General features: G+C 66.9%; 15 protein-coding genes and 1 tRNA gene. 7 read left to right on the top strand and 9 right to left on the bottom strand.

Annotation, left to right across the window (positions count from 1 at the left end; translation table 11 throughout):
• Window positions 1-245 precede the first annotated feature (245 nt).
• Window positions 246-830, top strand: coding sequence for a polysaccharide biosynthesis/export family protein (locus tag ACLJK8_RS11380; protein ID WP_413150380.1), 585 nt, complete (start codon window positions 246-248; stop codon window positions 828-830).
• An 11-nt stretch (window positions 831-841) separates the two neighbouring features.
• The gene (locus ACLJK8_RS11375; RefSeq protein WP_413150379.1) at window positions 842-2185 is read left to right on the top strand and encodes a hypothetical protein; all 1344 of its coding nucleotides are present in this window, start codon (window positions 842-844) and stop codon (window positions 2183-2185) included.
• Window positions 2186-2407: 222 nt separating this feature from the next.
• Here ACLJK8_RS11375 and ACLJK8_RS11370 read toward each other — a convergent pair whose 3' ends face one another.
• Window positions 2408-3352: a hypothetical protein gene (locus ACLJK8_RS11370; protein ID WP_413150378.1), complete on the bottom strand. Its 945-nt coding sequence runs from the start codon at window positions 3350-3352 to the stop codon at window positions 2408-2410.
• Between the two features lie 366 nt (window positions 3353-3718).
• Window positions 3719-3940 carry a hypothetical protein gene (locus tag ACLJK8_RS11365; RefSeq protein WP_413150377.1) on the bottom strand — a complete coding sequence of 74 codons (222 nt, stop codon included), beginning with the start codon at window positions 3938-3940 and terminating at the stop codon, window positions 3719-3721.
• Window positions 3941-4067: 127 nt separating this feature from the next.
• On the opposite strand from ACLJK8_RS11365, the gene ACLJK8_RS11360 reads away from it, so the two are divergent.
• Together ACLJK8_RS11360 and ACLJK8_RS11355 are read left to right on the top strand one after the other, a co-directional pair.
• The gene (locus tag ACLJK8_RS11360; protein ID WP_413150376.1) at window positions 4068-5255 is read left to right on the top strand and encodes a glycosyltransferase family 2 protein; all 1188 of its coding nucleotides are present in this window, start codon (window positions 4068-4070) and stop codon (window positions 5253-5255) included.
• 46 nt (window positions 5256-5301) lie between these two features.
• Window positions 5302-6357, top strand: a complete 1056-nt coding sequence (locus tag ACLJK8_RS11355; protein WP_413150375.1) for a glycosyltransferase — start codon at window positions 5302-5304, stop codon at window positions 6355-6357.
• A gap of 313 nt (window positions 6358-6670) precedes the next feature.
• On the opposite strand, the gene ACLJK8_RS11350 is transcribed toward ACLJK8_RS11355, so the two are convergent.
• The 3 genes from ACLJK8_RS11350 to ACLJK8_RS11340 form a co-directional block, all read right to left on the bottom strand.
• On the bottom strand, window positions 6671-8233 hold the full coding sequence (locus tag ACLJK8_RS11350; protein ID WP_413150374.1) for a right-handed parallel beta-helix repeat-containing protein: 1563 nt from the start codon (window positions 8231-8233) through the stop codon (window positions 6671-6673).
• A gap of 268 nt (window positions 8234-8501) precedes the next feature.
• Window positions 8502-9860, bottom strand: coding sequence for a right-handed parallel beta-helix repeat-containing protein (locus tag ACLJK8_RS11345; RefSeq protein ID WP_413150373.1), 1359 nt, complete (start codon window positions 9858-9860; stop codon window positions 8502-8504).
• A gap of 283 nt (window positions 9861-10143) precedes the next feature.
• Window positions 10144-11601 (bottom strand): right-handed parallel beta-helix repeat-containing protein, encoded by a 1458-nt coding sequence (locus tag ACLJK8_RS11340; protein ID WP_413150372.1) that lies wholly within the window; start codon window positions 11599-11601, stop codon window positions 10144-10146.
• A gap of 726 nt (window positions 11602-12327) precedes the next feature.
• On the opposite strand from ACLJK8_RS11340, the gene ACLJK8_RS11335 reads away from it, so the two are divergent.
• Both ACLJK8_RS11335 and ACLJK8_RS11330 read left to right on the top strand, forming a co-directional pair.
• Window positions 12328-12417: transfer RNA gene (locus tag ACLJK8_RS11335), tRNA-Ser, on the top strand.
• Between the two features lie 492 nt (window positions 12418-12909).
• Window positions 12910-13659, top strand: a complete 750-nt coding sequence (locus ACLJK8_RS11330) for a methyltransferase domain-containing protein (protein ID WP_413150371.1) — start codon at window positions 12910-12912, stop codon at window positions 13657-13659.
• 200 nt (window positions 13660-13859) lie between these two features.
• Here ACLJK8_RS11330 and ACLJK8_RS11325 read toward each other — a convergent pair whose 3' ends face one another.
• Both ACLJK8_RS11325 and ACLJK8_RS11320 read right to left on the bottom strand, forming a co-directional pair.
• Entirely contained in the window at window positions 13860-14954 is a 1095-nt protein-coding gene (locus ACLJK8_RS11325) for a nuclease (protein WP_413150370.1), read from the bottom strand.
• A 125-nt stretch (window positions 14955-15079) separates the two neighbouring features.
• Window positions 15080-16489: an AAA family ATPase gene (locus ACLJK8_RS11320; RefSeq protein ID WP_413150369.1), complete on the bottom strand. Its 1410-nt coding sequence runs from the start codon at window positions 16487-16489 to the stop codon at window positions 15080-15082.
• Between the two features lie 768 nt (window positions 16490-17257).
• On the opposite strand from ACLJK8_RS11320, the gene ACLJK8_RS11315 reads away from it, so the two are divergent.
• Window positions 17258-18184 carry a replication initiator protein A gene (locus tag ACLJK8_RS11315; protein ID WP_413150383.1) on the top strand — a complete coding sequence of 309 codons (927 nt, stop codon included), beginning with the start codon at window positions 17258-17260 and terminating at the stop codon, window positions 18182-18184.
• A 214-nt stretch (window positions 18185-18398) separates the two neighbouring features.
• On the opposite strand, the gene ACLJK8_RS11310 is transcribed toward ACLJK8_RS11315, so the two are convergent.
• Window positions 18399-19130: an SDR family NAD(P)-dependent oxidoreductase gene (locus tag ACLJK8_RS11310; protein WP_413150368.1), complete on the bottom strand. Its 732-nt coding sequence runs from the start codon at window positions 19128-19130 to the stop codon at window positions 18399-18401.
• A 20-nt stretch (window positions 19131-19150) separates the two neighbouring features.
• Window positions 19151-20449 (bottom strand): DUF4910 domain-containing protein, encoded by a 1299-nt coding sequence (locus tag ACLJK8_RS11305; RefSeq protein ID WP_413150367.1) that lies wholly within the window; start codon window positions 20447-20449, stop codon window positions 19151-19153.
• Between the last annotated feature and the right edge of the window lie 34 nt (window positions 20450-20483).

Genomic DNA, 20483 nt, shown 5'->3' with positions numbered 1-20483 from the left:
CCCGGTTTCTAGAGCAGGAGGGGGCGGCGGGGAAACCGGTTTTTCCGCCGCCCCCCGCGGCGCGGCGGATCTCCCCGCCCCGCCCGCCCCGCGGGGATCAGGGGCCGGATAGGCGGAATCTGTTGCAGAATGACTACGCATCCGGAAGCAAATGGGCGGCCCACGCGGTTCCGGGACGGTTTTGCCCTTCAGCCAATCACCGAACCATGTTTAAAAACGACCTTAACCAACAGATGAGGCGGTATATGAGACCGATTGCATTCGCCCTTATGCTCGCAAGCCTTGTGAGTCCCGCCTTCGCCCAGGGCTCCAATTACCGGATTCAGCCCGGCGACTCCCTCACCGTCACCGTTCTCGAGGACGACACGCTGAACCGGGAGGTTCTGGTGCTGCCCGACGGGCGCATCTCCGTGCCGCTCGCCGGCACGATCGCCGCCGCCGGCCAGACGGTCGACAGCGTCGAGGGTGTGATCGCCGACCGTCTCGCCTCGAATTTCGCGGTGCGCCCGAGCGTCTTCGTCTCGGTGGTCTCCGTCGACGAGAACGCCGGTGAATTCCCGGTCTACGTCCTCGGACAGGTCAACACGCCGGGCGAGGTCCTCGTCGAGCCGGGCACCACGCTCCTGCAGGCGATCGCGCTCTCGGGCGGGCTCGACCGGTTCGCCGCCGGCAAGCGCATCCAGCTACGCCGCACCGATCCGGCGACGCACCAGGAGCGGCTGTTCCTCTTCAACTACAACGCCGTCGAGCGCGGCGGGGCAGTCCAGTCGATGATCACCCTGCGCGAAGGCGACGTGATCGTCGTTCCCGAACGCCGCCTGTTCGAGTGAGGCATGGGGTGATGCGACGCGCCTCCCACAAGACCCCCGCCCTCGGGGCGCGCTCCCTGACGGCCCTGTTGCTCGCCGGGTCGGCCGGGGGCGTCTTCGCCCAGGAGATCCTCGAGACGCCGCCCGACGGATCGAGCCTGACGGCGACGATCTCGGAGCGATTCGAGGTCAATGACAACTACCGTCTCGACGATCCCTCGCCCGGCACGACCTATTTCGCCGATACGAGGATCGGGATCGACTACCTGCGCCAGACCGACACCCAGATCCTGACCTTCGGGCTCGACACCGGCCTGCGCGCGCTCTGGGAAGCGGATGAGGATTTCGAATTCGTCCTCGCCTCGCCCTCCACCGGCGATTTCACCTATCAGAACGAATGGGCGAACGGCACCTTCGACGCCGCCTTCTCCTATCGCCAGCGCCAGGTCGAGTACACGGTCGACACCGATCCGACGATCCCGGATGTGGACCCCGACGATCTCGACGAGCTGACGGGCGATTCCCGCGAGCTGCGCTACGACGCGGACGTGGGCGTCATCTGGGGGACCGCGACCCGGTCGAGCTACGAGCTGCGCTTCATCGGCACCCAGATCGACTATACCGACGAGGACCCCGAGCAGGTCGCGCGCACCACCCTCCGGGGTCAGGGCGCCTGGAACCTGCAGCTCAACCCGGTGCTCGCGAGCACGATCACCGCGGACTACCTGACCTACAGCGCCGACAACCTCGCCGAGACCGAACTCGACCGCACCCAGGTCGGCGCGGGCGTCATCTACACGCCCACCGAGGTCCTGACCCTCGGCGGCGGTCTCAACTATGCCTGGCGCGAGCGTACCGAACTCGATCAGGCGACCGGCGACCGCGAGACCACCCAGGACGACGAGGGCGCCGGCATCAACGCCAACTTCCGCTACGCGCTCCCCGATGTCGTGATCCTCGGCAACGGCGAATGGACCACGGCGGCGCCGGATTCGCGGTTCTTCGGCTCGCTCCGCGCGGCCTATACCCTGCCCCGCGGCCGGGTCGCCGGCCGGATCTTCCAGAACTACACCGGCACGAGCGGCGGCGGCAACGAAGCGCGGGTGACCGGGCTCGGCCTCGATTACGTCCACAACATCAACCGGGTCTCGAGCTTCGAGCTCGATCTCAGCTATGCGATCCAGGTCGATGTCGAGGACGAGGACGATCCGGACATCGAGCGGATGCAGGTGACCGCGACCTACAGCCGCGAGCTCACCTCCTCGATCAGCGCGGACATGGGCTACAGCTACCGTACCCGCGACGAGGACCCGGAAAGCGCCTCGAGCAACGCGGTCTTCTTCCAGATCGCCAAGGCCTTCGACACGCTGCGCTGAGCCTTCCCCGCCCGGGCGAAAACGCCGGGGCGGGGGAAGTCCCCGAAGCAACGGAAAGGGCCGGACCCCAGCGCTGGGGTCCGGCCCTTTCCGTTTTTGCTTTCCGTTTTTTCGGGGGCTTTCCGTTTCCGGGACTTTCCGAGGGACCCGGAGGCTCTCCCCGAAGGCAGCCTTCTTCCGAAGGCCGGGCCCTCCCCCCGGCGGGGGAAGGGCCCGGCTTTCTCAGAAGCGCATCACCATCTCCGGATCGAGTTCATGCATCCGCGCCAGGTCGGTGGCGTAATGCGCCTCGAACATCGCCTCCTCGTCCTTCGAGAACGGCGCGAAGCGCGTGCCGGGGCCGGCGGAGGCGAAGATCCCGTCGACGATCCGGCGCCGCGCCTCGGAGGACAGCGTCCGGGGCAGCGCCTCGGCTTCCCGGATCGCCTCGAGAGAGGGCGACTTGGTACGCACCGGGTCGGCGAGCTGCGGCAGCGGGCCGGTGTCGCAGCCCGCGAGTTCGGACAGGATCTCGCGCTTATGCTCGCGATAATCCTCCTGCCGCCAGATCCGGAGCGGCGCGTTCGGCGCCGCCTTGCGGATGCGCGCCGCCAGGTCGAACCAGCTCGGCGGCTTCGCGACCACGCGGGCGCGGATCGCGTCGAACCCGCCCTCGGGCGGCGGCAGCACCCTCAGCTCCTGCGCATAGGTCGAGGCGAGCTGCGCGTGGAAGTTCCTGATCGACAGGAACAGCGTCACATCGGCCCGGCCGCCCAGCGTGGCAAGCGTCGGCACGATATGCTCGACCATTGGATAGAACGGATCGGAGAACACCCTGCGGGGCGCCCCGATCAGCTTCTCCTCCGAGATGATCACCGTCTCGGGACCTTCGCGCAGCGGATCGAGCAAGTCGCTCAGAATCCGCTTCGCCACCACGCCGCGCAGGATCGGCAGGCGCGTTGCGAGGCGCCGCTCGTTCAGTGCCTGTGCCATCCCGACGCGCCTGAGCGCCGGAAGCGGGATCGGATCGACCCCGCGCGCGACAAGACGCTGACGGATCTCCGTCAGCGTGTTCTGCAAATGCGTCGTCGCGGTTTTATGCGCGCCGATATGGATCCGCCACTGGCGGACCTCCGGAAGCGGGACCACCAGCGCCGGACTGAACGGCGCGGTAAACTCTGCACTCATCACAGCGGTCGTCATACGCGATGATCCTTTCCGAAACCGGCCAGCCTCTCCCTACCCATGCTTTGATCCATTGTTCCGCTCGTTTTTGTTGCCTGTGGAGCCCTCAAAACCCCATAGGAGAAAAACCGCCTATTATTACTGAAAAATAAAGATAAAATGCGTTCACCCCTTTTTAACCGCTGTCCGGGTGCGGCTTTCCCGCCACATCAACCCCGGGCGGCGATCGCCGTTCCAGGGGGGGGTCGCTCACGCCGATCACGCCTTCGCGTGCCCCCGCCCCGTTCCTTTTCGCCTTGTTTTCTTCTAGATTCGCTTCCCGTGAGGGAGGAACCGCCGCTCATGGGCGGCGTCTTCCGAGCGGGTCTCTTAAGCGGTTCCTGATTCACTGGTAAAGACGAAAGGCCAGATCGGCATGTCGATCACGACACGGAAAGGCCCGGCGACGGGCGGGTCGGGAATCGGTCGTTCCGGACTCAGGATCTCCGCCCCCGGTTCCGATTCCGCGCCCATATCCGTGCGGCCCATATCCACGCGGCCCGTATCCACGCGCATGTCCGCGCCGAAGCCCATTCCCGCGGCCGCGGCCATGATGTATCGATCCGCGACGTTTCGCGTACCCGTACCCGCGTCCGTGCCCCGCCGATGGTCACCCGCGGATTTTTCCTGTTATGAGTGCCGGCCCGCTTCGCCGCTTCGCGCGCCCGAATGAGCCGGAATGAGAAAGACCTTCATGACCGACCAGAGCCCCATTCCCCTGCCCGCCCCGTTGCCGGCCGGGTCGCCGACCGGGTTGCCGACCGGGTTGCCGACGGGCGCGCGGGATCTCGCAGCGCCGAAAGCCTCCCACCCGAAGCCCTCCGGCCCGAAGCTCTCCGACCCAAAGCTCTCCATCATCGTCGTCAGCTACAACACGAAGGCGATGACGCTCGACTGCCTGCGCTCGGTCGAGGCGGAGACGAAGACGCCCCATGAGGTGATCGTCCTCGACAATGTCTCGCCCGACGGCTCAGCGGCGGCGATCGCCGGGGCCTTCCCGCCCGAGACCCATCCGGATGTCCGGCTGATCGCGAGCGCGGAAAACCACGGTTTCGCCAAGGGCAACAATATCGCCGCCCGCGCGGCGCGGGGCGAATACCTGCTCCTGCTCAATCCCGACACGCTGATCCTCGACGGCGCGATCGACAAGCTGATGGCCTTCGCCGAACGGACCCCCGATGCCGGGATCTGGGGCGGGCGCACAGTGACCGGAGAGGGCGTGCTGGACCCCGCCTGCGCCTTCGACGACCAGACCTTCTGGAGCATCATCTCCCGGCTCCTGGGGCTCTCCGTGGCCTTCGGGGGCAGCACCTTCTTCAATCCGGAATATTACGGCGACTGGCCCCGCGACAGCGAGCGCGAGGTCGGGGTGATCATGGGCTGTTTCCTGCTGATCCGGCGCGACATCTGGGAGGCGCTCGGCGGCTTCGACCTCTCCTTCGTCATGTATGGCGAGGAGGCCGATCTCTGCCGGCGCGCGCGCGGCCAGGGCCTCGCCCGGCCGCGGATGACGCCCGAGGCCGAGATCATCCATTTCGGCGGCGCCTCCTCGCCCAAGCTCTCGAGCGACAGCCTGAAGCTCAAGGCGCGGATCACGCTCGCGAAACGCTATCTCAAACCCTGGCAGCGGCCGCTCGGCATCGGCATGATCCGGCTCTGGCCGCTGACGCGCAAGCTCGGCGGCGGCATCGTGGCCCGGCTCACCGGCCAGGACCGCTTCCGCGAGGCCGCCATCCGCTGGGGCGCGGTCTGGGAGAACCGCGCCAGCTGGCAGGACGGCTTTCCCCTGCTGCCGGCGGCGCCGGTGAAGGGTCCCGCGGGAGACTCCGACGGAACCCCGCTGGGCGACGGCGCCCGGCGGACCTAGATCGTCCCGAATAAGTGGTATCCCGAGTCAAGGAGCAGCCGGTCCCGTGAGCAAGCAGATCTACATCGCCTGGATCGATTTCCAGCGGCGCGCGGAATCGATGAACCAGTACGTCGATTTCGACCTCCACTACCTGCCGTCGCCGATGTCGCGGAAATGGCTGAAGCCTTTCGGCTATCTCGCGCAGGCCTGGAGCACGATCCGCGTCGTGCTGGCCGCGAAGCCGGACGTGGTCTGGGTGCAGTCGCCGCCCAGCATGGTGCCGCATGTCCTGCTCGCGCTGCGCGCCGTGACCCGGCGCTACGCGCTGATCGTCGATTGCCACGACAACGCGGTGCTGCCGCCCTGGTCGCGGTTCCCCGGCGCGGCCTGGGTGCTGAACCGCTCCGACCGGGTGCTGGTTCACAACGAGGACATGCGGGCGCGGGCCGAGGCGCATGGCGTGCGGCCGGAACTCGTCCGCGTGCTCGAGGACCCGCCGGCGCGGCTCGACCTTCCCGAGCAGCCCGCCGCCGCGCCCGGGACCCGGCCCTATGTGCTGGTGCCCTGCTCCTTCAGCGCCGACGAGGAACAGCCGATCGGCGCGGTGATGGGCGCGGCCCGGCTGCTGCCGGAAGTCGATTTCCGGATCACCGGCCGCAGGCGGAAGGCCGAGGCGCTGGGGCTGACCCAGGACGCGCCGGCCAATGTCCAGTTCACCGACTATCTGACGATCGAGGCGTTCGAGGAGCTGCTCACGCGCGCCAATGCCGTGCTCGGGGTGACGAGCCGGGCCAATTGCCAGCTCAGCGTCGCCAACGAGGCGCTCGGCGCGCATGCGCCGCTGGTGCTGTCCGATACCGGCACCCTGCGCCGGATGTTCGGCGAGGCCGCGCTCTTCGGCGAGAACGCTCCCGAGGCGCTGGCGGCGGCGCTGCGCGAGGCGCTCGCGCATCAGCCCGAGATGCGCGCGCGCAGCGAGGCGCTGAAGCTGCGGCGCCAGGAGAACTGGCTCGCCGAGGCGCGGCGCGCCAGCCAGGTCGCGGGCGACAGTTCGGCGAGCGGTGGCGCGACGGGTGGCGGGGCCTCGGGAACCCTGGTCGAGCCGCCGGCCGGCCAGTGATCGGAGCTCGCGATCCGGTCTCGCGATCGGAGCCCCCTNGCGCGGCGCGCCAGCCAGGTCGCGGGCGACAGTTCGGCGAGCGGTGGCGCGACGGGTGGCGGGGCCTCGGGAACCCTGGTCGAGCCGCCGGCCGGCCAGTGATCGGAGCTCGCGATCCGGTCTCGCGATCGGAGCCCCCTGATCGGAGCTCGTGACCCCTCCATGATGACCGGCCGATGATCGGCCCGTGAAAAGGGCGGCGGCGGGATACCTCCCCGCCGCCGCCCTTCCCCTTGAGCGGTGTCGCGGCGCGGGCGCCCCGCGCCGCCCGCTCTCAGACCAGCGCGTCGTAGGCCGCGGCGTGGCCCGGAAGGATGAGGTCGAGCACGCCCTCGTCCTGTTCGATCGAGAAGGTCAGGTCGCTGCCCGAGACCGAGGCGGAGATCCCCGCGGAATTGGCGACGAGTTCGGCGATGTCGGCGATCGAGTCGATCAGCACGTAATCGCCGGCCTTGCTGTTGTGGACGACATTGCTGTCGCTGGTGGAATCCCGGAACGTGCCGGCGTCGAACCGGCCGAGCTTCAGCGTATCGCCTTCCGAGAAATCGATCCCGGCCAGCCGCGACGTGGTATCGCCGTTCATCCACGGCTCGATGTAGCGGAACTGGTTCGCCACGCCGTTGCCGAGGCCGCTCGTATCGGTATCGCCCCCCGTGGAGCCCCCCGTGGAGCCGCCAGTGTCACCGCCGGTATCGCCACCGGTGGAACCACCCGTGTCGCCGCCCGTCGAGCCCCCGGTATCGCCACCGGTATCGCCGCCCGTCGAACCGCCGGTATCACCCCCCGTGGAGCCGCCGGTATCCCCGCCGGTGTCGCCACCCGAGCCGCTGTCCGAACCGCCGTCCGAACCGCTGTCCGAACCGCCGGAGTTGTTGTTCGCGCCCGCCGAGCCGGAGGCATAGGAATCGATCCGCGTCGAGGTCGAGACCACGTCATTGCCCGAGATCGACCAGTTGCTGCCCGCGATCGAGGCCTTCTGCCAGTTCGCACCGGACGCGCTCGGCGTGTCGAGCACGACATTGCCCGTCACGCGCACGTCGTCGGAATTCTGGTTGACGAGGATGACCGGCTTGTTGATCGTGCGCGAGCTGTTTATCCGGTCGTTCTGGAGCACGACATTGTCGGTGATCGTGAGCCCGTCGGTCCGGTCCACGGCGATGCCGAGCTTGTGCTGGGAATCGATCACGTTGCCGGTGATGGTGATGTTCCTGTAGAACTCGCTCGCCGAGCCAGTGGCATTGGCATCGTAGTTACCCATGTAGACGCCATGGATATTGCTGTCGATCGCCGTCAGCCTGTTGTTCGAGATCACGATGTCCGAGGAGGGCGGCTGCGAGCCCTGGTTGTAGATCTGGAGGATGTCCTTGTGGTCGACATTCGTGCGGCCGTGCATCGTCACGTCGTTGGAGGAGATCCGCGCCCCCCTGACATGGCCGAGGACCATCCCGTCATAGGAGATGTTGTCGAGCGTGTTCGAGATCAGTTCGAGCCCGGTCACGTTCCAGACCTGGATCCCCTTCGAATAATCGGAGATCTCGGAATTGCGGATCGTGATGCCGGATGAGGATCGCAGGTTGAGCCCGGTGCCGGTGCCGTAGCCCCCGCTGTCGGTCGCGCCGTCGAAGTCGACGCCGTCGACGGTCACGTTCCGGGAGTTCTGGATCGCGAGCCGCTCGAGGACGGCGGAGCCGCCCTCCGCCCGGATCGTGAGATTCGAGGCGCCTCGCAGCGTGAGGCCGCCGTAATTGCCATTCTCGAGAACGATGGTATCGCCGCTGCCGGCGGAATTCACGGCCGAGTTCAGTTCGGACGAATTCGAGACGGTAAGGGTCGCCATGGGTATGGTTTCTCCGCTCTGTTTTCAGTTGGATGGCCGCCCGAAAATTCGGACGGGCCCCCCGGTTGGTCAGTCAGTCCGGGCGGAGCGCGCTTCGGCAACGACCCCTTCCCGGGGCCGCCGAGCAGATTCCGTGGCAGTCGCATTCGCCGGGTCGAAACCGCCCCGAAGCCATTGGCCTCCGGAGCGGGGCGCCCGCAGCGCGGGGAGCCGTCGCTCCCCGCGCCACCAGCTGGCGGGATCATCCCGAAGGATGCCCCCCGCGTTCTCAGAAGAGGGTGGAGTCGTAGCTGCTCTGGTATTCCTGGCCGAGGCCGGCCAGCACCAGGTGATGCATGTCCGAACCCTGGTCGATGCTGATCGTCAGATTGTCGCCCGAGACCTTGGCCGAGATGTCCTGGGACGCCTTGACGAGTTCCTGCAGGTCGGTCAGCGAGTCGATCTTGACGTAATCGCCGGCCTTGCTGTTATCGACCCGGTTGCCGCCGCCGATGTCCTTGAAGGTGCCGTTGTCGTAGCCGGCGAGAACGATCTTGTCGCCTTCCGAGAAATCGGCCGAGATCTTGTTGGTCTTGGTCCCGTTGACGCTCGATCCCTTGAAGCGGAACGTATCCGCGTCGCCGTCGCCGAGGCTCGACGAGGAGGAGGACAACGAGGACGAGGACGACGAGGAGGACGCCGAAGACGAGGACGAGTCATCCTTGGAGGAATTCGACACCGTGGCGCCGAGCGACACGATCTTGCTGCCGGTATTGGCGAGCGTGCCGACGATCTTCCAGTTGTTCGCATCGTCGGCGATGACCGGCGCCTTCAGGACCGTGTTGCCCGAGACCGTGACGCCCTTCGCATCCTTGTCGACCAGGATCAGCGGGATGTTGATGGTCTTCTTGCTCGAGAAGGCGTCGGTCTGGACCACGGTGTTGTTCCGGATCGAGACGCCCTGCGTGCCGCCGATCGCGATGCCGAGCATCTGGCCCGTCTTGAGCGAGTTCCCCTCGATGGTGATGTTCTTGTAGAACTCGCTCGTGATGGCGCCGCCCTTGGTATCGTAGTTGCCGAAATAGATACCGTGGGTCACACCGTCGTTCGTGGTGATCTGGTTGCCCTTGATCACGATGTTCGCGGAGGGCGCCGACGGACCCTGGTTGTAGAACTGGATCGCATCCCGGTGGCTGTCGCCCTGGCCGTTCATGTGGATCTCGTTGCCCTGGATCGTCATGCCCTGGACATGACCGGCGACGAGCCCGTCGTACCTGATGTTGTTCAGATCGTTGTTGATGAACTTGAGGTTCGAGCCGCCGGCGAGCTGGATGCCCTTGGTGAAATTGGCGAGGTCCGAATTCTGCAGCGTCACGTTGCTGGAACCGCTGACCTTGAAGCCGGTGCCGGTGCCGACCATCTTGATATTGTCGAACGTGAGGTTCGAGGAGCTCTTGATATTGATCGAGGAGAAGGTCGCCGGATTGCTGGAGCTCTCGGAGGAGATCTTCACATTGCTGGAGAACTTCTCGCTCGTGATCGCCAGGCTACCGTAGTTACCCGATTTCAACACAATCGAATCACCCGACTTCGCCTTGCTGATCGTCGAGGTGAGCTGCGAGCTGCTTGAGACCGTATACGTCGTCATTGTATGGCCTGTCCTTCCTTTTTAAAACAAACCCGTCCTATTTTTGGTTTGCTAAAATTCTGTTTTCATTACGCTCAAGTTCCTCCGATTTTTTCAGAGAAATATCTCCACTCACATGGACAATACTTCCCTGCTCGGTGCCGGAGGCATCGAGAGCGGGTACCGGTTCAGTCGGGACCGAAGTCCCCGGTGATTGGGAAAGAAGGCCCGGGGCCGGCGGTTTCGGCCGACCCCGCTGGTCAGGCGCCGGGCGGGGTTTCTCCCGCGCTCCGGCGCCCGTCCGTCAGAACAGAGACGCGTCGTAGGTGCTCTGGTATTCCTGGCCCAATCCCTCCAGGACGATGTCATGGACACCGCCTGTCTGGGTGATGTGAAGTGTCAGTGTATCGCCCGAAACGGACGCGCTGAGCTTTGGCGAAGTCGCCGCCAATTCCTGAAGATCGACAATCGAGTTGATCTTCGAATAGTCACCCGTGGAACTCACATCAAGTTTGTTGCCGCCCGATACTCCTTTGAAGCTGTTCTGTTCGTAATTGACCAGGATGATCGTGTCCCCTTCCTCGAAGTTGAGCTTGGAGTTCACGTCCGTCCTGTCCCCGGTGGACACCCAGGTGCCCTTGTAGCGGAACTGGTCCGCCTCGCCGTTGCCCCGGACGCCGGCCCAGGGGTCCGCTGTCGACTGGCCGATCTTCCAGTCGAGCTTCACGATCGCATTGTCACGCACGGTCCAGCCCGCGTCGGCGCCGGTCACCGCGGCCCAGTTGCCGCTGTTGGACGGGATCGGCTGTCCGTGCAGGATGTTGTCGGTGATCGTGACATTGGTGGAGGCCTGCTCGACCTGCAGCATCGGGATCGTGATCGGGCGGGTGTTGTCGTTGAGCGCGTCGTTCTGGATCAGCGTGTTGCCGGTGATCTTGAGCCCGTTGGTATGGCCGATCCCGATGCCGAGCCTCTGGCCCGTCTCGATCGTGTTCCCGCGGATCACGACGTTCGAATAGAATTCCGAACCGCTGCCCGTCGATTTCGCATCGGCGTTGCCCATGTAGATGCCATGGGTGACCGTATCGGTGGAGGTGAGCTTGTTGTTCTCGATCAGGATGTTCGAGGACGGCGCCTTCGGACCCTGGTTGTAGATCTGGATCACGTCCCGGTGGTTGTCCGCGCCCAGATCGGGCCGCATCGCGACCGTGTTGCCGCGGATGGTGAAGTCCTGGACATGACCGCTCACGATGCCGTCGTAGCTGATGCCCTGAAGCTTGTTGTTGAGGATGTCGAAACCATCGACCGCCCAGGCCTCGATACCCTTGCGATAATTCGTGAAGGTCGAGTTCTGGACCAGGATGTCGCTGCCCGCGCTGACCTTGAGCCCCGTGCCGGAGCCGTAGCCGCCCGCGGTCTCGCCGTCGAACACGCTGCTCCGGAAGGTGATCTCCTTGGAGGACTTCAGCAGCACCGGCTGGCCGTTGGTCGTCGTCGCGGACGTATAGTCGAACTTGATGTTCTCGAAGGTCAGGTTCTGGACCCCCTCCATGAACAGCTTGTTGACGACGGCCTTGTCGCCCGGGTTCGCGGAAACGATTTTGACCTCGCCCGAATATTTGAGATACTTGGTGGCGGCCTTCGTTCCGTTCAGCGTGATGTTCCCGTAATTCCCGGCGGCCAGTTGAATCGTGTCACCACCCCTGGCGATCTTCAGCGCGGAGAGCAGCTCGGATTGAGTCGATACCGAAATCGTAGACATGACAGTTCTTACCTCTGTGGACTTCCATGAGGTCCCAGGCCTGTACTTCCGCCTCTCTCCACACACGCCAAACAGACGCGCGCATTCTCATTGAGTCCCCGCCATTGGCACGGCGAAAACCATCGGCGGCGCCGGCCAAGCCGACGCTCCGTTCCATGAGGAAGACCCCGGGAGGCCTTCGCGCTTCAGACGAACCGGATACTTCGGTCTACGACCGCCCCTCGCCGGACCCGAAGGGCCCTGTCCCGGCGTCGCGCCGGAGACTGGCAGGGGAAGACGCCGAGATCCATGCGCGCTGGCAGCCGTCCTGACCCGCCATCCCTTCCGGCGGGTCGGACGGCCCGGCGTGCCGGGATCTCGTCGCTTCGGTCAAGGTCTGTCCCTTGTTTATTGTTTACCAGAAGCCTCCGCGTTCCCGCATGAGGCCGTATTGTTTGCTTACAAAGGGTGTAAGCGCGACGCTTCCGGTGCTCAAGTCCGCGCTTTGTCACCCAGGTCGATGGGCGATTTTATGCCAGTTTTCAGGGTGGAGCCGGTTTCCGGGGAACCTTTTGGCTCCGAATGCGAAGGGGGTACCCGGGTGTTCCGGGTTTTACCACGGATTCTGATACAAACGTTTTCCCGTCGCTTTTCATTTCGCTAGCGCGCAGGCTTCATCCGGCGGTCGCCGCTCCCGCGCGCTCCGCCCTTGCGTCTCGCCGCCAGAGGTGATCTTGTCCGCGCGCCGGAGAGGTGGCCGAGTGGTCGAAGGCGCACGCCTGGAAAGTGTGTAGGCGGGGAACCGTCTCGAGGGTTCGAATCCCTCTCTCTCCGCCACCGGACCGCGAATCTCCCCGGGGTGATTCTCCGAAGCCCGTTTCTCCCTGGCGGTGTTCCGGCCGCGGTGTCCGGCCCCGCGTTCCGGTTCCGTTCCAGCCTCGTTCCGGCCCCCATACTGGCCCCCCGGCATGGCCCCATCATTCCACGCCCGTTTCCACACCTCCGCCGCGGTATTCGTTCCCCGCGTTCACTCCCGGCACGCCATGTCCGGCACGCCATGCATGTCCGGGCACGCCGCCGATAGAGGTGATCGCATCATCGCCCGCCCCTCGCCGCGTACCGTCGCAAGACGGCCCGGAAGGTGACCTGGAAAAGCCCCGCCGCGCGGTTCCCCGCGCATGTTTCCGCCGAGACGTTCCGCCGCCCTTTTCCGGATCACGCCCCATCAAGTATATTCGACAATGGCCTATCTTATCAGGCGATCCCAGATGATCGTTGAAGAAGTACAGCCAGGCCCAAAGCAGAATACCATTAGTACCGGAGTGAGGCATGAAGTCCCCGACATACTCTCCCATCAACAGATTCCGAAAGAAACGTGGGCGCGCCCTCCGAGAGCAGATCGAAAGTCTTGTCGCCCTTTACGGACGCGACATCCGGATACTCGATGTCGGAGGGCGGCCCGATTACTGGGCCAATGTCGGTCTCGAGGGCATCGAGCGGATCGACCTCGTGAACATCGACGAGGGGGAACTCGGGCGGGCCTATTCCGGCGATGCTCCCGAGGGACTCTTCCAGCACAGGATCGGCGATGCCTGCGATCTGCGGGACTACGCCGATCAGTCGGTCGATCTCGTCCATTCCAATTCGGTGATCGAGCACGTCGGCGGCTGGAGGACGATGCAGGCGATGGCCGAGGAGATGATGCGCGTCGGCCGCGCCGGCTGGATGCAGACGCCGGCCTGGGAATTCCCGGTCGAGCCGCATCACCGCATGCCCTTCGGCCACTGGTTCGGCAAACCCGCCCAGGCCTGGTCGATGTCCTTCTCCTTCGACGCGCGCATCCGCCGCTACGACCGGGACCGCCGCCGCCGCGAGGTCGAGAAGATCAACCTGCTCTCCAGGGGCGAGGTCAGGGATCTGTTCCCCGGCCGGCCACTGAAGGTCGAACGGGTGGTCTTCGCCAAGAGCTACGTGATCCACTGGATGCCCGAGGCGACCGCCGCGGTCCTGCCGGAACCGGAGCCCGCCGCGAAGGACCCCTCCGCGGGAGAGCCCTTTCTAGTCCATACGGCCGCCTGACGGCTTCCCGGGACCTCGCGCCCGGACACTTCGCGCCGGCACTTCGCTCCGGAACACCTTGCCCCGGACCCTGAGCGGCCCGGGGCCTCTTCCGCCGCCGCTTCAGGCCCTCCGGGGCCACTTCCGGGCCGCGCCCCGACCGCTCCGGCGTGCGTGCGTGGGCCTCTCCCCCCCACCGTCTCGGCCCCTGACTCCCCCGGCTAATCCTGCCCGGAGAGCACGGCCCTGAGCCGGGCCTGGACCTCGGGCGTCACCCCGGTGCCCCGGAGCCGAAGCTCCGGCTCGCCGCCACCGCGGAAGCCAAGCTCGAGCTCCGGCCCGATCCGTTCCCAGGACCAGCCCGCTCCCGCCTCCTTCGTCCCCGTCCCCTTCGTCCCGGCCGGCGGGCGCCGCTCGAGCCGGGTGGCGGTCCTTTCGAGCGCGGCGAGTTCTTCCTCGGCGCTCCGGGCCGCCGCCCTGTCGAGCGCCGCCGCGATCTCCTCCCCCTGCCCCGCGCGCAGGAGTTCGACGAGGCGAAGCCCGAGCCGCTCCGGCAGATGGGTCGGGAAGCGGAGCGCGGCGTCGAGCGCGTGGTAGATCTCGGTGAAGGCGCGGATGCGCGACCGCTTGGCCCGGCTCGCGCTGGCGAAGAGCGTGAGCAGCGCCACCTTCTCGGTCGGAAACACCCCGCGCTCGGTCGCGACGGCGGCGATGCGGGCGCGCTCGTACTGGCTGAGGCCGAGGCGGATCTCGTTCTCCTCGACCATCGCCACATAGGCCTCGCCCGCGTTCTCCGGCCGGCGGACCAGCGCCGTCGCCGTGGCGAACCGCTCCTCGCCGGTCTCGGCGAAGAGCGCGCGCAAGGCGGCGAGCCGGCGCCAGCCGGAGATGAGCCCGAAGGGCAGCCGTCCGCGGGCGAAGCCGCCATCCGTCCCCTCGTCCGAGGCGGGCCCGCGCAGCGGCGTCACCTCGATCGGCATCCGCTGGCCATGGGCGCGGATCGACTCGCGCAGCGCCACCATCTCCTCGTCCGCCTCGGCCCCGGCCAATCCGACCCCGGCCGATCCGACCCCGGCCAGTCCGGCCTCGCTCCCTCCGGGCGCCCCCATCCGGTCGCGGGCGATATGATCGGCGGCGATGTCCTCGAGCGGGATCGCGCGCAGCATCCGCCCCTCGGCCTCGGCGCGGCGCAGCGTCTCCACCACCTCATCGAGCGCCGCGCGCCCGGCCGCCTCCGCCGCGACGCGCGCGATCGGCGCCGGGCCGGAGGGCGCGCCGATCCCGGTCCCAAGCCCGGTCCCGATCCCCGTGTCCACGAGCGGCGGCGGCCGGCCACCCGGATGTTCCGCGCGCGGAACATTTTCCGCGGGCGCCCCGGCCGGAGCCGGAAGGGTCGGATTCAGAGTCGGACCTGCGATCGGACTCAGGCGGCGGCGGGCCATCAGGCGCTCTCCTTCCGGTTCGTCTCCTCGAGCTCGTCGCGTCGCCAGCTCGCGAGCAGGAGCCGCTTGAAGAGCGCGTAGGTCTGGTCGAAGGTCAGGCGGCCGCGGGCATAGGTGTCGCGGTTGAAGTCGCGGTAGTCGGCCTCGTAGATCCCGTTCACCTGCTCGCTCGCCTGGCCGACCAGCGCGGTGAAATCCTGCCGCCAGGGCGAGAGGGAGCGGCCGAGATAGGCCTGCATCAGCCCCGCGAGCTCGGCCTGCTGGCCGGCGTCGTAGCGGGTGACGATCGCGCGCACCGCGTCCCATTCGAAATGGATCTCCGGCCGCCCCAGCGCGCGGGCGGCGATGTTCTCGCCCTCCTCGATCGACTGGAAGGTCGAATGCAGCATGTCGAAGAACCGCCCCGTCGAGTCGAATTCGAGGAAGGAGGCGCCCATCGGCACCAGGAGGATGTCGGCGGCCGTCAGCCCGTTGATCGTGAGATAGCCGAGCGCGGGCGGGGTATCGAGGATGACGATGTCGTAGTCGCCGAGCACCCGGTCGCGTTCGAGCCCGTTGGCGAGCGCCTCCCAGAGCTTCCAGCCGCGAAGGTTCATCCGCCAGACCGGGATCTGGAACTCGGCCCAGTAGAGATTGAGCTGCGCGCCGATGAGGTCGATGTTGGGCCAGTGGGTCTTCTGGATCACATCGGCGCTCGACCGCGTCAGCGCCTCGGAGAGCGTCTCGTCGAGGGCCACCGGCGCGTCGCCCCGGTCCACCCGCCGCTGGTTCTCGGCCCGGAGCCCGAGCGCGTAGTCGCGCGCGATGAGCGGGAAGATCGTGTCCCATTCCGATCCGACCTTGCCGCCGAAGATCGAGGTCATCGAGCCCTGGCTGTCGAGGTCGATCACCAGCACCCGGTAGCCGTCGAGCGCCGCCGACATCGCGAGATGCGCCGCCATCGAGGTCTTGCCGACGCCGCCCTTGAAATTGGCGACCGCGCAGACCTTCGCCGGCAGCCCCTCGGGGCGGTAGGGCCGGTACTCCTTCGCCCGCGACCCCTCGGCGGCGAAATGGGCACGGAGCCTCAGCACCTCGTCGAGGGTGAACCACTTCGCCCCGCCCTGGGTCTCGGTCGCGCCCTGGGGGAGGTCCGGGTTGGCGCGCAGCACGCGGCGGAAATGCGCGGGTGCGACCGGGATCAGGTATTTGGTGATCTCCCAGGTCGAGAAGAGCCGCAGCCGCCGCTCCCCGGTTCCCTCATGGCCGCGGGCGACGAGATCGGCGCGGCCCCGGGCGCAGACCTCGGCGATCCGCCCGAAATCGGCGGTGCCGACCGGGGCTTCGAGCTCGGCCAGTGCCTCGTCGGGGGAGATGTTGAAATAGGGCGGCGGAGCCTCCTCCGGGCCGGCGCCGGGAGTCTGGGACATCGCTCGGAAACCTCATGTATCGCGTTTTTAGCAATGTACCATGATTCGCGGCATATCAAAGCGAAACCGGTAGACGGAGGGGTTTTTCGTGGAGTGCCAAGGGTTTTTACCGGCCGGTGCCGGGATCCGGCGGGTTTTCTCGTCCCGCGGCGATTTTTCACCGGTGTTATTCGGTGTTAGATCATGTGTTACGGCTCCGGGTCGGTCTGGTAAACCCTTGGGGTGGCGGAGGGAATGGACCCTCGCGGGACCATGGGTGAATCCGGAACCACGTTCAGATGAATCCAAAACCACGTCGAAGCGATTCTGAAACCCCGAAATGATCGGTTGCGGGGACCGGGGTTGTCCTCATAGTGGGCGTTACTGAAACCACGATAAGAACGGGACCGCCGTTTGATGAGGCAGAGCAGGCGTGGCGGATCGACGGGCTTGAGATCCGGTTCAGAATCCGGCCCGAAACCTGGATCGGACTCCGGATTGGAATCGGCCGCGCGGAACCGGACCGGAAGGAAGCCGGCGGGCAAGCCGGTCGAGGGCAAGCTGGCTGGGGGAAAGCCGGTCATGGAAAAGCGCTCGGGTGGTGCTTCCGGCGCGGCCCCGGACAATCCGGAGTCCGCCCCGGCGCCGGTGGGGAAGCCCCCTGCCCCGGGGTTTTCGGCCGCCGCCGATACCACCCCTGCTGATATTATCCCGGCCGATATCAATCCGGTGGCGCCGGCGGCCGGGTTCTTCATCTGCGACCTGCCCTGGGCCACGCCCAAGGAGGACATGGCCTCGATGGAGCACCCGCTCTTCACGCTCGCGACCAGGCCGGATCGGCGAATCCTGCGCTACGAGCATGGGACGGCCACGATCGAGATCACCCCCTCGGTGAAGGGGCTCGCCACGATCCATGACAAGGACGTGCTGATCTATTGCGTGAGCCAGCTCGTCGCGGCGCTGAACGCCGGGCGGGAGACCAGCCCCGTGCTCCATCTGAAGGCGCATGACCTGCTGGCGGCCACCAATCGCGAGACCTCGGGCGACGGCTACCGGCGGCTGCGCGAGGCGTTCGAGCGGCTCTCGGGCACGCGGATCGTCACCAATATCGCGACCGGCGGCGTCGAGAGCACGCGCGGCTTCGGCCTGATCGACGCCTGGGAGATCCAGCGCAAGGCCCGCGGCGGACGGATGATCCTGGTCTCGGTCACGCTCTCGGACTGGATGTACCGCTCGGTGGTATCGAAATCGGTGCTGACCTTGAGCCGCGACTATTTCCGGCTCCGCAAGCCGCTCGAGCGCCGGGTCTACGAGATCGCGCGCAAGCATTGCGGGCGGCAGGCGGAATGGCGGATCGGGCTCGAGACGCTGCTCCTGAAATCCGGCTCGACCTCGCCCCGGCGGGTGTTTCGCAAGATGATCCGCGACATGGCCGAGGAGGACGGGTTGCCCGACTATTCGCTCTCCTTCGGGACGGATGACATCCTCCTCGTGCGGGCCCGCGGCCGGATGGGCGTGGTGCCGGGCGAGGGTCCGAAGCTCTCGGCCGAGGCGCATGACCGGGCCCGGGCGACGGCGCCGGGCTTCGACACCCATTGGCTGGAGGCGGAATGGCTGCGCTTCTGGAGCGCGACCGGCCGGCCGGTGCTCCATGACGCCGACGCCGCCTTCCTCGCCTTCTGCCGCTCCCGCGCGGAACGCTCCCGGCCGCACTGAAATGTTCCGCGCGCGGAACATCCCTCGCGGCCCCCGGCTTTATGGCCCCGGTTTTTGCTGTGTCGGGAAAACCGGGAAACCCCGCGGCGGCAGCCCATCCCGCGTTTCGCCCCGGCGGAAGCTGACGGGCCGATCAAGTCCCTCGAGGATCGGAAATGTTCCGCGCGCGGAACGTTTCCCGGACTGGCCCCGGGATCAGCCCTGTGATCGGCCCCTACCCTTTCAGCGCGGGCCGGATGTGCAGGTCGGTGATCTCGGCGGTCCCGGGCAGGCTCATGGCCGAGAGGATGCTGGTCGCGATCTCGGCGGGCTGGAGCAGGCGCTCGGGGTGGTAGGGCTTGCCGGCGGCGGCGGAGGCTTCCGCCTGCATCCGGCTCGCCGAGCGGCCGGGATAGACCGAGAGCACGCGCACGTCATGGTCGTTGACCTCTGCCCGGAGCGCGTCGGTCATCGCCCGGAGCGCGTATTTCGACGCGGCATAGCCGGCGAGCCCGGCGCGGGCATTGGCCCAGATCGAGGAATTGAGCACCACGATCCAGCCCTTCGCCGCGATCAGTCGGGGCAGCAGGCCATGAGTGAGCTGCCAGGGCGCGCGCAGGTTCACCTGGAGCTGCCGGTCGAGATCGGCGAGCACGCCCCCGCTCCTGTCCAGTGTGGAACTGTCCGCTGTGAAACTGTCGGGCGTCAGCAGCCCGGCGGCGTGGACGAGGATGTCGAGCCGTTTCGGCGCGGAGCCGACGAGGAAATCCGCGATCGCCGCGTCCTGCCCGAGATCGACCGAATGCCAGTGGTAGTCCTCCGCCCCGCCGTTGCGCGCGACCGCGTGGACCTCCGCCCCGGCTTCGGCGAGCGCGGCGGCGATCCCGGCCCCGATCCCGGCCGAGGCGCCGGTGACGAGCGCGACCTTGCCCCGAAAGGGCTCGGCCCCGCTCATGGTCTCGCTCACGGCCTCGCCCCCGGCTCCGCTCACAGCACGCGCCCCTCGGCGGGGGCGAGCAGGTCATGGGCCGCCAGCACCTCCGCCGCGTCGGCGATCAGCGCGAAGGGCAGTCCGGCCTTCTCGGCGATGTCCAAGAGCGAATGCCGCCCGTCGGACTGGTTCAGCACCCAGAGCATCGCCATCTGCCGGTCCTTCGTGTCCGAACGGCCGCCGATCGCGGCGTAGAGGCCGCGGCGCCCGAGCATCGGCTCGGCCATTGGCGAGAGGTTGAGCCAGGTCCCGTCCCGCTCCAGCACCGCGAAGATCTCGCGGAAGGCCGCGAGCGAGGCGGCGAGCGCCTCCTCGCGCACGAGGTCGAGATTGTCGGCCGAGGTATGGTATTCCGGGAACCGCCCATAGGGCGTGCGCGACAGGCAGCCCACGGGCAGGTCGATCCCCGGCGAGCAGAACTGCCGCTCGTCATAGCCGTAGGGCGAGAAATCCTCGATCCGGTGGTCGCCGCGCGCCTTCAGCACATGCGCCGCCGCGCGGTCGATCGGCGCGTCGCCCCGGCGGCTCTTCTTGTAATGCATGATCCCCGGATCGCCGAGATTGACCGCGACCAGCCCGGCCTTGATCGACGGGAACCGCGCCTCGTTGAGCGCGAGCCAGGTGATCGAGCCGATGGTGCCGGGGATGAAGATGAAGCGGTAGGAGAGCCGGGGCTTCGCGGCCATCAGCCCCTTGATGAGCTCGACCGCGACCGCGATCCCCGAGAGATTGTCATTCGCGAGCGAGGGGTGGCAGCAATGGGCGGAGACCAGCACTTCCTCGGCGCTCCTCCCCTCGATGAAACATTCGCCATAGGTGAGCGAGCCCGGCTTCACCTCGGCGTCGATCTCGACCTCGTAGGGGCCGGGGCCCATCGCCTGGAGCCGGTTCCAGGGCAGGCAGAAGCCCCAGTTCTCCTGGTAGTAGCTGGTGCGGTAGGGGATCCAGTCCGGATGCTCCGCCTCGGCATGGAGATGCGGGCGCAGCTCGTCGAGCGTGAGGGTCCCCTTGAACGGCCGGGAGTAGTTCACGACCGAAAGGTTATGCGCCTGGAAGTCGATGATCCGCTCGCCGGTCCCGTCCTTCACGAAGGCGTCGCGGATCACCCATTCATCCGGCACCACCCAGTCGAAGACCGGCGTGCCCGAGGGCACCTCGTGGATTTCGAGCGGGATTTCCTCGCAGAGGATGCCGAGCGTCTCGCGCACGCCCTCGCCGGTGATCGAGCGGCAGATCGGATAGAGCCGGGCGATCAGCGCCTTCATCGCCGCGCCGGGTTCGTTGGCGCCGGTCATGGCGGGGCTGGCCGGCGTGCTGGTATCCGCGGAA

It is taken from the genome of Amaricoccus sp. W119 (assembly GCF_047275745.1).
In the GTDB taxonomy this organism is placed as follows: domain Bacteria; phylum Pseudomonadota; class Alphaproteobacteria; order Rhodobacterales; family Rhodobacteraceae; genus Amaricoccus.
The sequence above is the reverse complement of the archived record's forward strand: the minus strand, read 5'-3'. Positions and strand labels throughout refer to the sequence as shown.